The organism is Nocardiopsis sp. EMB25 (assembly GCF_026797795.1).
Lineage (GTDB): Bacteria > Actinomycetota > Actinomycetes > Streptosporangiales > Streptosporangiaceae > Nocardiopsis > Nocardiopsis lucentensis.
Map to the genome: position 1 here is coordinate 5,422,834 of NZ_JAMTDN010000001.1, position 14,170 is coordinate 5,437,003.

The following is a 14,170-nucleotide window of genomic DNA, read 5'->3' on the forward strand; positions in this document are numbered from 1 at the left end:
CCGGTGGACACTCGTGTCTTCGACGCCCACGCCCACCTCGCCCCGGGAGCGGAGGCCACGGACCGCCTCCTGACCACGATGGACGGATGCGGCATCGACCGGGCCGTCGTCGTCGCCGGCGGCACGATCGACCCACTCCGGCTGTCCCGCCAGATCATCGAGGGCGGCGGCAGTACCGAGGACGTCGACAACGACGCCGTGCTCGCCGGTTGTGAGCGCTCGGGCGGGCGCCTGGTCCCGTTCTTCTTCGCCAACCCCCACAGCGGCCCGGACGCCTACCGGGAGGCGGGCGCGGGGTTCCGCGGTCTCAAACTGGCGCCGGGCGTCCACGGCGTCAGGATCTCCGACCCCCGCACCCACGCGCTCGTCGGGGTCGCGAAGGACCTGGGGCACCCTGTCTACCTGCACTGTCTTGCCAGAGCCGGGTTCGGGGTGACGGATCTGGTGGACCTGGCCGCGCGTGAACCCGACGTCACCTTCGTGCTCGGTCATGCCGGTGTGGGCGACATGGATCTGTACGGCATCGAGTCGATCCGACCGAGGCCCAACATCCTGTTCGAGACCTCTGGCGGGTATTCGGCCGTGGTCGCGGCGGCCCTGCGCCGCCTGGGGCCGGAACGGGTGCTCTTCGGTAGTGAGTACCCGCTCCAGCACCCTGAGGTGGAACTGGTCAAGTACCGCCTCCTCGGCTTGGAAGAGCCCGCCTGGAGACGGGTGACCTGGACCAACGCCCGCCTTCTGGTCGGTGAGGAACCGGCGCCCTGACCGGTCGGACCCATGAAAGGCAAGGACATGACCCCCACCAGCCCGCCCCGTCTGGGGGACTGGAACAGCATCGGGGAGTTGCGCGAACTCCAGGAGAAGGCCCTGCCGCGGGCCATGGAGCTCGCCGCGCGGTCTCCCCGCTACCGGGACCTTCCCATCCCGGCCAGCGTCGAGGAGCTCGGTGCGCTCCCGCTGACCGGAAAGGGTGACCTGCGCGCCGCCTATCCGTTCGGACTGCTGGCGGTGGAACGGGAACGGTTGGCGACCTACCACGAGTCCAGCGGCACCTCCGGAGCCCCCACCTCCTCCTACTTCACCGACCATGACTGGGCCGACGTGGCGGACCGGTTCACCCGCGGCGCCGTGGGGATCGACGCGGCGGACACGCTCATGGTGCGTACGCCGTACGCCATGCTCACCACCGGCCACCAGGCGCACCTCGGTGGCCGGAGCCGCGGTGCCACCGTGGTGCCCGCGGACAACCGTTCCGCGGTCGTCACCTACGCCCGGGTGGTGCGGATGCTGCGCGACCTGGACGTCACGGTGACGTGGAGCCTGCCCACCGAGTGCCTGCTGTGGGCGGCGGCGGCCCGGACGGCCGGGCTCGACCCGGGACGTGACTTCCCTTCGCTACGCGCGCTCCTGGTCGCGGGGGAGCCGCTCACCGCTGCCCGGCGCAACGCCATCAGCCGCGCCTGGGGCGGGATTCCGGTCATGCAGGACTACGGCTCCACCGAGACCGGGAGCCTGGCGGGAGAGTGCGGGCACGGGCGTCTGCACCTGTGGGCCGATCGCTTCATTCCCCAGGTCATGGATCCGGACACCGGGCGCAGCGCGCGGACCGGCGTGGGGAACCTGGTCATCACGACCCTGTACCGCGAGGCCATGCCCCTGGTCCGCTACGACCTGGAGGACCGGGTCCGGGTGTCGGAGGAGGAGTGCCCCTGCCGGTGGCACCTGCCGACGGTCGAGGTGCTCGGGCGCGACGCTGGGACCCATGCGGTCGCGGGGGTGAGGGTCACACCGGGGCAGATCGAGCGGGCGGTGTTCTCCCTGCCCGGGGAACACGGGGTCCTGTTCTGGCGGGCGCGCGCCCGGGAGGATCTTCTGGAGGTCGAACTGGAGGTGGATCCCCGGTACGAGGCGGCTGCCCGCGCGCAGGTCGCCTCGGCCCTGCGCGAGGACCCGAGGGTACGGAGTCGGGTGCGCGGGGTGCCGCCGGGAACCCTGGTCCCGGAGTCCGTCCTGCGGGGGGAGCAGAGGTTCGTCAAACCGCGACACCTCTTCGGGCCGGGGGAGGACTGGGACGAGGCCGTGCTCTACTACTGAGCCCCTCGGGTGGGGAAACGCCCTTCTCCGGTGGATGGCTGCCCTGTGCGGACCATCGCTTGTGCGGGGCGGGGGCCAAGGGGATCCGTGGAGGATCTTCGGCCCGGGCGCTGGAGGTCGGGCCGGCCGGCAGCCGAACGATCTCGGGACTCCAGGAAGCCTTCCCCGACAAGCATCGCAAACCTGTAGCGGCGAGAGTAGACATGGCTTCCCCGTGCTGCTACATTTCCTGTCGTAGCCGAAGAGATCCACGGCTGGGCCACCGGATACGCCGGTGGAGAGCAGGACGGCCCGACCGGCGCGCTTGGCTGTACGGCGCCGGGGGCCGGTAGCACCGCAGTACCGGTGTCCCGCCCGTTTGGGGGACACCGCGCAGGAAGTGAAGCAGGACGGCTCGACGGTGTGCACGTGCTTGAAGACACCGGGAGCCGGTAGGACAGCAGTACAGAAGGTCAAGCAGTACCGCAGGACCGGTCTCCCGCTCGTACGGGGGAGGCCGCGGCAGGAAGAAGGACGCGGCAGGGCTCGACCGGCGCACGCTCCAACCGCGCCGGTCGAGCCGCCAGGGCCGCAGTCGAAGAAGTAGTGCACGAAGTGAGATCGAGAGGAGTAGATGCCATCAGGATCGCCCGGGCGAGGCGGGAATCCCGCTCGGGTACCGCAGGGCCCTGTTCTGGAAGAGGGTGGTCCACGGTCACACAACCGCGATCCCCGCGATCCCGTACCGGCTTGACTTCGGGAAGCGGAAGACCGGCAGCGGCCGGTAGGTGGTATTGAACTCTCGGGCCCCAGCGCCGTTCGGCGTTGGGGCCCTCGACGTGCGTTCACAAGAAGGAAGACACGCACTTGTCCCGTCCCGACACCGGTGACCGGTTCGACGATGACGACTACCCCGCCTACACCGTGGGCAGCGCCGCGGAGATGATCGGCGCCACGCCGGCCTTCCTGCGCGCCCTGGGCCAGGCGAAACTGATCGAGCCCCTGCGTTCGGAGGGCGGGCACCGCCGCTACTCCCGCTACCAGCTCAGGCTCGCCGCCCGGGCGCGCGAACTCGTGGACCAGGGCACACCCATCGAGTCCGCGTGCAGGATCATCATCCTGGAGGACCAGTTGGAGGAGGCCCACCGGATCAACGAGGAGCTGAGGGCCGCTGCCCGAGGACAGGACCGAGACGAGGACTGACACTCACCACACCCGCTGCGACCCTGTGGGGCGGCCTCCACCGGGCGTCGGGTCGGGCACGGCCAGTAGGATTCCCGCGTGATGACGCCCCCTCCCTCCCCGTCCGCGAACGGTTCCGGCAGGATCCTCGTCGGGGTGCTGGTCTGCGTCCTCCTGCTGCTGTCCTCCCTCCCCGGGCTGTTCCAGGCCGCGGAGGGCCTCTCCGGCCGGGAGACCCTGGTGAGCGGTCCGGTGGGCACGTTCACCCCCGTGGACAGGTCGTGCAACAACGGTGGCTGCGCCCTGGTGGGGACGTTCACCAGTGGTGACGGCAGCATCATCCGGCAGGACGTGGTCCTCAGCAGGGACGCCGTGCGGCTCAGCCGCAGCGACCCGATGCCGACCGCCATCGGCGACGTGCGCCTTGGCCCCAGCGGGTTCTTCAGGACGTTCGCCTACACGACCGACTACTCATGGCAGTGGGCCGTGACGAAGGGGGTCCTGATCGCCGTCCTCGTACCGGTGGCGCTGCTCGGTGTGATCGTGGGGATACGGCGTCGCCGGGCCCGGCGACGCCCGTGACGATCGCGCTCATCGTGATGGGAGCGACCCTGCTGGTGGGGGCGTGGCCCACCACCTCGTACCCGCCCAAGCGGTGGGCCGGGCACCCGGCGCGGTGAGCGCGGCCGTCGGGACCGGCAGCGGCTCGTTCCGCAGGTAGACCCGCTTCAGGGCTTGGGAGGCCTCGTCGTCCTCTGCGCTCATGTCGAGGACCGCCTCGATGTCACCTTCGGTGCTGTCCAGCAGCATGCGCATGACGTAGAACATCTTGCCGACCAGGCTCGCCGCCGTGATGCGCGTCTGCCCGTTCAGCTCGACCACGAGATCCTTGCCCAAGGCATGGGTCTCGTCGGGGAAGACGGTCACGGCAAGGCGCTGGATCAGACCGTCGATGACCTTACTGACGGCGGCCTTCTCCTTGGGAGCCAAGGTGTAGGTGGACCGTAGCTCCACATCGCTTCCCGCGGCCAGGTTGGCGCCGAACCTGGAGACGCCGATCGTGCCGCCTCCTGACCGCCTTCTCAACGGTCTCGGCCTCATGCGGGAAGGGCACGTCGTCGTACTCAGCGTGTGCGAGCAGGGCGTCGGCATCAAGGTGGATCGGGTTGCGTAGCGCCCTGGTTCAACGTTCGTATCGCCTGGGCGACAACCGATGATCCAGCGCTGTCGGGTGGAAGGTCGCCGAGGCGTGGCCCTCCGTCCACCCCCGTGCACCCGCTGGTGCGCCCCCAACGCGAAAACGGCCCCTGGTGCGCGAAGCGTTCTCGCGCGTCAGGGGCCGTCTTTCGAACGGAGCGGATGACGGGAATCGAACTGGGGTCGGCAAGTGCCCTGACCTGCGAAGGTGCGAGAAATTGCAGGTAGGGGCGTTGTGATTTCCCTGGTTGTGCCGGGTTGGCCTGTGTTCCGCCGGGCCCCGTCCACCCTCCGGGTGCACACCTCGGCCCGTTTCGGTGCACCCGCGCGGGTGCACCGGGAGCCTGCCGCTGCTAACGGATTAAAAGTCCGCGGGAAGGCGAGCGGTTCGTGGCGGTATGACCCGGTTCGCTCCGACCTGACCGGGGGCCGTCATGCCACCGGAGACCACGTGAGACCGCCCCGTGCCACCGGGTTCCGGAACACCGGAGCCGCAACGGAGCGATTCCGGCCTCGCCCGAGGTGCGGATCAAGTCCGCTGGCGACTCGAGGTGCTGTTCCTGAGATCACACCCCCGCATGCTGAGAACACAGCGGAGTCGATGCTTGCGGTGACCAGTCGCCTATCGCGCGTTCCCTGCCGAGAGCGGGACTACCCCACGACGGCTGCGAGCCAGACCTTCGCTCACAATCACGACCATCTCACCGGTAGACGTCGGTAGCCTCTGCGATGATTGCCCCACACCACCGGCGTCAGAGAGCGGGACCGAGTTGAGCACCCTGGGTAACTTCGTATGGTCGATCGCTGACCAGCTGCGAGGCGTCTACAGGCCGCACCAGTACGGCGGCGTCATCCTCCCGTTCACCATCCTGCGACGCCTGGACTGCCTGCTCGAACCCACACGGGACGAGGTTCGCGCCCTGGCCAAGAAGTATGACGGCGGTGCCCTCGACGTCCAGGTCAAGCTCAAGACCGGTCTGGCCTTCTACAACACCTCCAAGTTCGACTTCGAACGGCTGCTCGAGGATCCCGAGGGCCTGCGCGCCAACCTGATCGACTACATCTCGCACTTCTCCGACAACATCGATGTCTTCGAGCGCTTCGGCTTCGAAGCCGAGATCAATAAGCTCGACGAGAAGAACCGGCTGTACCTGATCGTCTCCAAGTTCGCCGAGGTCGACCTCCACCCCGACACCGTCCCCAACGCGGCGATGGGTGACCTGTACGAGCACCTGATCTACAAGTTCGCCGAAGCCTCCAACGAGGAGGCCGGTGAGCACTACACGCCGCGCGACGCGATCCGCCTCATGGTCGACCTGCTGTTTGCGGAGGAGAACGAGGCCCTGCTGGAGCCGGGGACTATCCGCTCGATCTACGACCCCACCGTCGGCACGGGCGGCATGCTCTCGGTGGCCGAGGAACGCCTGCTGGAGCGCAACCCGAAGGCCCGGCTACGCCTATACGGGCAGGAGATCAACGACCAGTCCTACGCCATCTGCAAGTCCGACATGATCGGTAAGGGCCAGAATGTCGACAACATCAAGCTCGGCGACACCCTTGCCCACGACAGGTTCTACAACAAGCACTTCGACTTTTGCATGTCCAACCCGCCCTATGGCGTGGACTGGAAGGCCTCGGAAGCCGACGTCAAGGAGGAACACAAGAAGGGCGGTCCGAACGGTCGCTTCGCTCCGGGCCTGCCGTCGGTCTCCGACGGTCAGATGCTCTTCCTGACGCACCTGGCCCACAAGATGCGCCCCGCCCACGAGGGCGGTGGCCGTGCGGGCATCGTCCTGAACGGTTCCCCGCTGTTCACCGGCGCTGCCGAGTCCGGCCCGTCAGAGATTCGCCGGTGGCTGCTCGAGAACGACCTGGTGGACGCGATCGTCGCGCTGCCCACCGACATCTTCTTCAACACCGGCATCTCCACCTACATCTGGGTCCTCGACAACACCAAGCAGCCCGAACGCCGGGGCAAGGTCCAACTGATCGACGCCTCTGACATGTGGACCAGAATGCGTAAGGGCATGGGCTCCAAGCGCAAGGAGGTCGACGCAGCCGCCCGAGAGCAGATCGTAAAGATCTATGACGCCTTCACCGAGGGCGAGAACTCCAAGATCCTGAACAACACCGACTTCGGATATTGGACGATCACCGTTGAGCGCCCCCTGCGCTTGAATTTTTCAGCGGCCCGCGTGACTGACCTGGATGACGGGGCGTTGGCCAAAGCGTTCGGCAAGGGCGCTGACCCGGCACCGTTCCTGGCTGCACTGGCTGGGATGGGTGATCAGGTCTACCTAAGCCAGGAGAAGTTCATCGAGGCTGCCCTCGAGAAGTTCGTCGAAGCGGGGCTGAAGCTGACCAAGGCGCAGTACCGCCACCTGGCCAGGTCCGTGGGCGAACGTGACGAGTCAGCGGAGATCTTCAGGGACGCCAAGGGCAACCCTGAGCCCGATACTTCCAAGCGCGACACGGAGAACGTGCCTTTCACGTATAGCGGCAACACCCTGGGCGATGTGGGGCGGGATGGGACCGTCAAGGCGTATTTCGAGGCCGAGGTGGTCCCGCACGTGCCGGACGCATGGGTCGACACGAAGAAGACGAAGGTCGGCTACGAGATCCCGTTCACCCGGTTGTTCTACACGTACACCCCGCCACGCCCGCTGGAGGAGATCGATAGCGACCTGGAAGCGCAGATCGCCAAGATCATGAGCCTGCTGCGGGAGGTCGAGGCGTGACCAACATTGAGCGTCCAGCATGGCTGGCTTCGCTTCCCTCGTACTGGAACGTTGCACCTGGGAAGACGATGACCAAGCTTATTCAGCGACCCGCGTCTGAAGGTGACGGGATTGTCACCGCTTTTCGCGACGGTAAAGTAACGCTACGCGCAAACCGGCGGATGGATGGGTTCACGGAGGCCATCCAGGAGATCGGATACCAAGGTGTGCGTGCAGGAGAATTGGTCATCCACAGCATGGACGGCTTTGCCGGAGCCATCGGAGTCTCGGATTCGGACGGGAAGATGTCTCCTGTTGTCCACATCTATCGGACGCCTGATGATGACCCTTACTACATTGCACACACACTACGTGTCGCCGCTCAGGCTGGATTCATCCAGTCTCTCGCCAAGGGGATCCGTGAGCGTTCTACCTCGTTTGATAAGGCGTCCTTCAAGTCGATGCTTCTTCCTCGCCCACCTCGAGCTGAACAGGGCGAGATCGTCGCGTACATCGACCGAGAGACAGCGCAGATCGACACCCTGATCGCCGATCAACAGCGACTCATCGAGATGCTGAGAGAGCGGCGCCAGGCGATGATCGACCATGCGTTCGGCAGTTTCTCAGAGAAGGGGATTCAACTTCGAAGGTTTATTCGATTTCTAACTAGTGGATCACGCGGGTGGGGTGAATACTACGCAGATTCTGGTGACGTGTTCGTGCGAATCGGAAATCTGCCGAGGGGTTCTCTTTCTCTGAGAGGTGAAGTGCAACGTGTAGACCTTCCCCCGAACGTCTACGAGGGGCAGCGCGCAAGACTGAAGGTAGGTGATCTTCTCTTTTCAATCACCGCCTATATCGGTTCGGTTGCAGTTGCTGATCAGGAGTGGGCAGACTCCTACGTAAGCCAACACGTCGCACTGTGCCGGATCGACATGTCCGTTCTTGACCCTAAGTTCACTGGTTACTTCATGCTCACTACCAAAGGGCAGAACCAGCTTTCCGGAGGTGCACTCGGCGGGACCAAAGTCCAACTTGCGCTTGACGACATTAAAGCACTTCGAGTCCCTGTGCCGTCTCTGAATGAGCAGCAGCAGATCGTTGAACGACTTGCCCAAGAGACTTCCCGGATCGACAACCTGATCGCCGAATCCGAGCGACTGATCGAGCTGTCTCAAGAGCGACGTTCCGCCCTCATCACCGCAGCAGTTACCGGCCAGATCGACGTCCGCCAGGAGGCCTGAGTTGGCGCAGCACAACGAGGTAGAGTTCGAGAACGAGCTGTGCGAGTACCTGGCCGCCCACGGCTGGCTGTACTCCAAGGACGACACCGGCTACGATCGCGAGCGCGCTCTATACCCGGCGGACTTCTTCGGGTGGCTCCAGGAAACGCAGCCGATCGAGCTGGCCAAGGTCGTCAAGCCGGGTGCTGCGGACGAGATCAAGCAGCGAAACCAAGTCCTGGACCGGTTGGTGAAGTGTCTGTCGATCGACATGGAGAGCGCTGGCGGCACGCTCAACGTGCTGCGCCAGGGGTTCAAGCACCTGTCAGCCCGGTTCCGCGTGTGCCACTTCAAGCCCGAGTCCACCTTGAACGCCACGACAGTGGCGGAATACGAGAAGGTGCGCCTGCGTGTGATGCGGCAGGTCCACTTCTCCACGAACGATCAGCGCAGCGTGGACCTGGTGTTCTTCATCAACGGGTTGCCCGTGGCCACAGCCGAGCTGAAGACGGACTTCACGCAGACGGTCGAGGACGCCAAGCAGCAGTACAAGACGAGCCGCCAGCCGAAGGACCCGGGCAGCAAGCACGTCCAGCCGCTGTTCACCTCCGGGCGTGGTGCGCTGGTGCACTTCGCGGTGTCCAACGACGAGGTCTGGATGACCACGAAGCTGGCCGGGGCTAGAACCCACTTCCTGCCGTTCAACCGAGGCACCGAGGATGGCGGGGCGGGTAACCCGCTCAACCCCGACGGGTCGCCGTCGTCCTACCTGTGGGAGCGGGTGCTGCAGCGGGATGCGTGGCTGAACATCTTCGGCCGGTTCATGTACATCAAACACGAACAGCGTACCGACCCGATCACCGGCAAGACCACGAAGTCGGCCACGCTGCGCTTCCCGCGTTTCCACCAGTGGGAGGCCGTCACCCAGATAACCGACGCCGTCATCGCCGAGGGCGCCGGGCGCCGATATCTGGTCCAGCATTCGGCGGGCTCGGGCAAGACCGACTCGATCTCCTGGCTGGCCCACCGCATGGCCCGCCTTCAGGTGGACAACACCAAGGTGTTCGACTCGGTCATCGTGGTCACCGACCGTACCGTGTTGGACAGCCAGCTCCAGGACGCGATCAAGCAGATCAGCAACGAGCAGGACATCGTGACGGCCATCGACCGAAGACAGGCGGCCCGCGAGGGCACCTCCAAGTCGGGGGTGCTGGCCAAGGCCCTGGCCGCGGGCAAGCTGATCATCGTCGTCACCATCCAGACCTTCCCCTACGCGATGGCCGAGATCCGCAAGTCCCAGGGTTTGAAGGACAAGAAGTTCGCCGTCATCGCCGATGAGGCGCACTCCTCCCAGTCCGGGCAGGTCGCCGCCAAGCTGAAGGCCGTGCTGACCTCCGAGGAACTCAAGGAGGTCGAGGAAGGTGGAGAGGTCGACGTCGAGGCGGTCCTGGCTGCCGAGGCCTCCGAGCGGGCCAACAGCCAGAACATCTCCTACTTCGCGTTCACCGCTACGCCCAAGGGCAAGACGCTGGAGCTGTTCGGTCGTGTGCCCAACGGCCAGGACGTGCCCCCGCAGCCATTCCACGTCTACTCGATGAAGCAGGCCATCGAGGAGGGCTTCATCCTGGACGTCCTGCGCGGTTACCACTCCTTCAAGCTGGCCTTCCAGGTCGGCCAGAACGCTCCATCCGGCGACACGGAAGTGGACCAGAACGAGGCGACGAAGAAGGTCATGGGGTGGGTGAAGCTCGACCCGCAGACCATCACGCAGAAGGCTGCGATCATCGTCGAGCACTTCCGCTCCAACGTCGCACATCTCCTGGACGGTCACGCCAAGGCCATGGTGGTCACCGACTCCCGCAAGGCCGCTGTCCGGTACAAGAGGGCGATCGACGACTACATCGCCAAGAAGAAGCTGGGCTACGGCACCCTGGTCGCGTTCTCCGGCAAGGTCGAGGACAGCGAGTCCGGGCCGGACGACTTCACTGAAGCGAACATGAACCCCGGTGTGTACGACCTGCGCTCGGCGTTCGAGGATGACGTTTACCGGGTCATGATCGTCGCCAAGAAGTTCCAGACGGGCTTCGACCAGCCGCTGCTATGCGCCATGTACGTCGACAAGCTCCTCTCGGGAGTAGAGGCGGTCCAGACCCTCTCCCGCCTGAACCGCACCTACGTCACCCCCTCAGGCAAGCAGAAGACCTCCGCGATGACACAGATCGTGGACTTCGCCAACGACCCGGCAGAGATCCAGAAGGCCTTCGAGCCGTACTACACCGACGTGCACCTGGAACAGGAAACCGACCCGAACCTGGTGCACGACCTGTCCGCCAAGCTCGACGCCTCCGGGATCTACACACTGGCCGAACTCGACCAGTGTGCTGAGGCATGGGTGACGGAGAAGGGCAACAACGCCCTGACTGCTGCGGTGAACCCGGGCAAGCAGCGGTTCCAGGGCCAGTACACAGCGGCCCTGGAGGCGAACAGCGGTGAGGGTGACAAGGGCGCACTGGACACCCTCGACACCTTCCGTAAGGACGTCGGCACGTTCGTGCGCCTGTACGACTTCATGAGCCAGATCGTCGACTACGGTGATGCGGACCTGGAGAAGCGCAGCATCTACCTGCGGCTGCTGGCCCGTCGGATTCAGCCCGGCAACTACACCGCCCCGATTGATCTGTCTGACGTCGTGCTGCAGAACGTTAAGCAGATCGACAAGGGTAAGGCGGACATCGTCCTGGGCGGGAAGGATGCCGCTCTCAAGGGCATGACGGGCGCGGGGTCGGCGGGCAAGAAGGATCCGAAGATGGTCGCGTTCCAGGACGTCCTGGAACGGCTCAACGACATGTTCGGCAACGAGGACTTCACCTCCTCGCAGAAGGTGTCCTTCGCTGAGGCTCTGCTTGCCGCACTGTTGGAGAACGAGGAGCTGGTGCAGCAGGCCAAGGCCAACACCCCCACCCAGTTCGCCGAGTCCCCCGACTTCGACGATGCTGTCACCATCGCGGTCGCGGAGAACCAGGGCGCGCACAACAAGATGAGCGACTACTTCTTCGCCAGTGCTCCCGGCAAGGCGCAGCTGGTCGCCGAGATCGCCAAGTGGTTCCACACCGTCGTCGTTGAACAGACAGAGGCAGCCAGCGAGGCCACAGAGCTCTCCTGACAGTGTGTTCCGTACCAGACGTGATGGGAGGCTCTGGTGTTTGTTGGGACCGTCTACTGCCCAGTGGCAGGGGTTGACCTGCATAAATGAGAGAGATCTCAGTCAGGGTCGTTGCGCGTTCCCTGGTTGTACCCGGTTACCCCGCCTTCTGCCGGTCCGTTCACCTTCAGGGTGCATGAACTCCCACCGGTATGGGGCACCCTTGAGTGCACGCGAGGCTGTATGAATGGGGGGTATGGCAGCTAGAGAACGCTTTGTTTCCTATTGGGCTTTTTGTTGTATGCGCGAATGTCCAGGAGAATCTGTATGGGCAGTCCGAGGTAGTCGCTGGCGACCCGCTATTCGGAATGCCGCCTCGAACTGCTGGCGGATCTCCCCGTCGGTGTAGGCGACGATGTGGGCCGGGTTGGAGTACACGCCGAGGAAGCCGGTCACCTCGGCGAGGACACCCGTCTCCTCGGCGCATTCACGCACCGCGCACTGGGCGGCGGACTCGCCGATGTCCTGGGCGCCGCCGGGCAGCGCCCACTGGCCGGTGTCCCTCCGCCGTTGGAGGAGGATGGCGCCCTGGTCATTGACCACCAGCAGGTTGCTCGCGGGGATCAGGGTATTGGCCTTGGGCGCGGCGGGGTCGTGGTAGTACTCGGTCCTGCCCATGGTGGATACGCTCCTCCGTCGTGGGGGTTCCAAGCGCCGTCGACACGCGGGGCGGAAGGACCCGCCACCGCGCGACGTTCAGTCCAGGCTCAACTGGTACACGGCGCGATGACGCCCCGGTCCCTTGAAATCGCTGATGACCGAGACACCGTTGACCTCCCGGTCACCGGGGACGTTGACGAAACCAAGCGCAGTCCAACTGGCGTGCGCCACGTCGTTGTCGGGCTCCGAGGTGAGGTACAGACGTCGGCACCCCCACACCTCGGCCTGGGAGCGCACGCTGTTCAGGAGCGCTCGTGTGATCCCCTGGCGCCGGTGTCGCGGGTGGGTCATGACGTCTTGCACGTAGACGTCCGCCGGGTCGTCCTGGCTGCGGAAGGCCATCACCGCTCCGGCGATGGTGCCGTCGTCGGCGACGGCGATGGGGCAGGTGGAGGAGAACAGAGTGGCGTAGAGCCAGTAGTCGGACAGGGTGCGCGCGGAGATGTACGGCTCGCCGAGCTCCATGAGGTGCAGGACTTCGCCGATCCGTTCGGGGTGAAGGGGTGTGACGATCATGGGCGTTCCTCGGTGTGGACCTGGTGGACGATGGTGGTCAATTGGTGTGCCATGTGGCTGAGCACATGCTGGGACGTTTGGTGCGGGACCGCCAGCGGAGGCCAGCTTCGCTCTCGTTCTGTCCGTAGTGCCTGTTGGCCAGTACCCTTTCGGCGTCGTCTGGTCCAGGGGCCGGTTCTCGTCCGAGTTCGCATCGCTCCGGGCAGAACGTTTGCACCAGCTCTTTGGAGGAGGAGTCCGCCCCAAACCCCTGCTCAGGGAGTCCAGCTCATGCGCATCCTCGACGTAGTCAGCGCCGACGGCGTCCCGCTCGATGCGGTCCTGCACCCTTCCAAAGGGGACCGCTCGAGGGGCACCGTTGTCCAGGCTCACGGCATCACCGTCGACAAGGACGAGGGCGGCATGTTCGTCCGCCTGGCCGAGGTCCTGTCCGACAGGGGGTTAAACGTCGTTCGGTTCTCCTACCGTGGGCACGGCAAGAGCGGTGGGACGCCCCGCGGTGTGACCGTCGCTGGCGAGATGTTGGACCTCCAGTCGGTCATCGAGCACGCTCTGAACGCTTGGCCCGAACCGCTCTCCGTTCTGGCCGCGAGCTTCGGGGCCGTGTCCTCTTCACTCCTGCTTCCTGTACTCGGTGATCGGATCGACTCCCTCGTCCTGTGGAACCCCGTACTCGACCTGAAGCACACCTTCCTCAACCCAGAGCTCCCCTGGGGAGTGGAGAACTTCGGTCCTGACCAACAGCGGGAGTTGGGCGCCAGCGGTCAGTTGTTGATCGACGGTGAGTTTCCCATCAGCCCGATCATGTGGCGCGAGTTCAGCCTGTACGACCCCCTCAGCGCCTACACGTCATCCCGCGTTCCCTCGCTCGTGGTCCACGGTGACCAGGACAGCTACGTGTCCTACGACATCGCCAGGGCCGCTGCCTTCGCCCGGGCCGACGCGGACTTCCACACGGTGCAGGGGTCCGACCACGGTTTCGATTCCACCGAGCGGGAGGACGAGGCGATCGGGGTTTCGGTGGACTGGCTCGTGGCGAGGGCACAGCGCAGAAGATGAGAAGCTTCGCGTGATCGGGGTGGACGAGTTCGCCTTGGGCAAGGGGCGTGTCCACGGCATGGTGGCCAACGACGCCGAACCACAGAATCTGTGCCATATCCTGTTTTTCAGTGGTCATGGCTTTCCTCGTTGCGCGGGCTGCTTCTGGCCTCCTATGCTTTCTCGCAACGCGTTGACGGAGACGAGTAGCCGCGGGACCACGTGAGCCGAGAGAACTGCCGGTAGCTGGGAAGGCAGTCTTGCGCCCCGGGTGAAGACCCTCCCGAGCGCGGGGAGGAACGGCCCTCTGTGGCCCCATGCCCCGCCGGATGGCCCCCGTCACAGGGCCCGAACGAGGTCGC

11 protein-coding genes are annotated in these 14,170 nt (G+C 65.3%); 8 read left to right on the forward strand and 3 right to left on the reverse strand.

Annotation, left to right across the window (positions count from 1 at the left end):
- Positions 1-3: 3 nt before the first annotated feature.
- From KIK06_RS24025 to KIK06_RS24040, 4 genes are all read left to right on the forward strand, one after another.
- Positions 4-765, forward strand: coding sequence for an amidohydrolase family protein (locus KIK06_RS24025; protein ID WP_017600502.1), 762 nt, complete (start codon positions 4-6; stop codon positions 763-765).
- Between the two features lie 27 nt (positions 766-792).
- Positions 793-2,094, forward strand: coding sequence for a phenylacetate--CoA ligase family protein (locus tag KIK06_RS24030; RefSeq protein WP_268645201.1), 1,302 nt, complete (start codon positions 793-795; stop codon positions 2,092-2,094).
- Between the two features lie 846 nt (positions 2,095-2,940).
- Entirely contained in the window at positions 2,941-3,276 is a 336-nt protein-coding gene (locus tag KIK06_RS24035; protein WP_017600500.1) for a MerR family transcriptional regulator, read from the forward strand.
- A gap of 78 nt (positions 3,277-3,354) precedes the next feature.
- Positions 3,355-3,837, forward strand: a complete 483-nt coding sequence (locus KIK06_RS24040; RefSeq protein ID WP_268645202.1) for a hypothetical protein — start codon at positions 3,355-3,357, stop codon at positions 3,835-3,837.
- 9 nt (positions 3,838-3,846) lie between these two features.
- On the opposite strand, the gene KIK06_RS24045 is transcribed toward KIK06_RS24040, so the two are convergent.
- Positions 3,847-4,356, reverse strand: a complete 510-nt coding sequence (locus tag KIK06_RS24045; protein ID WP_268645203.1) for a hypothetical protein — start codon at positions 4,354-4,356, stop codon at positions 3,847-3,849.
- Between the two features lie 866 nt (positions 4,357-5,222).
- On the opposite strand from KIK06_RS24045, the gene KIK06_RS24050 reads away from it, so the two are divergent.
- The 3 genes from KIK06_RS24050 to KIK06_RS24060 are packed head-to-tail and all read left to right on the forward strand — an operon-like array spanning position 5,223 to position 11,555.
- Entirely contained in the window at positions 5,223-7,190 is a 1,968-nt protein-coding gene (locus KIK06_RS24050) for a type I restriction-modification system subunit M (RefSeq protein ID WP_268645204.1), read from the forward strand.
- Entirely contained in the window at positions 7,187-8,413 is a 1,227-nt protein-coding gene (locus KIK06_RS24055) for a restriction endonuclease subunit S (RefSeq protein WP_268645205.1), read from the forward strand. Before KIK06_RS24050 ends, KIK06_RS24055 begins: the two co-directional genes overlap by 4 nt.
- A gap of 1 nt (position 8,414) precedes the next feature.
- Positions 8,415-11,555, forward strand: coding sequence for a type I restriction endonuclease subunit R (locus KIK06_RS24060; protein ID WP_268645206.1), 3,141 nt, complete (start codon positions 8,415-8,417; stop codon positions 11,553-11,555).
- Between the two features lie 261 nt (positions 11,556-11,816).
- Here the strand turns inward: KIK06_RS24060 and KIK06_RS24065 are convergent, their stop codons facing one another.
- Both KIK06_RS24065 and KIK06_RS24070 read right to left on the reverse strand, forming a co-directional pair.
- Positions 11,817-12,212, reverse strand: coding sequence for an NUDIX domain-containing protein (locus KIK06_RS24065; protein ID WP_268645207.1), 396 nt, complete (start codon positions 12,210-12,212; stop codon positions 11,817-11,819).
- Positions 12,213-12,290: 78 nt separating this feature from the next.
- Positions 12,291-12,770 carry a GNAT family N-acetyltransferase gene (locus KIK06_RS24070; protein WP_268645208.1) on the reverse strand — a complete coding sequence of 160 codons (480 nt, stop codon included), beginning with the start codon at positions 12,768-12,770 and terminating at the stop codon, positions 12,291-12,293.
- A gap of 270 nt (positions 12,771-13,040) precedes the next feature.
- On the opposite strand from KIK06_RS24070, the gene KIK06_RS24075 reads away from it, so the two are divergent.
- The gene (locus tag KIK06_RS24075) at positions 13,041-13,829 is read left to right on the forward strand and encodes an alpha/beta hydrolase (protein ID WP_268645209.1); all 789 of its coding nucleotides are present in this window, start codon (positions 13,041-13,043) and stop codon (positions 13,827-13,829) included.
- The last annotated feature ends 341 nt before the right edge of the window (positions 13,830-14,170 follow it).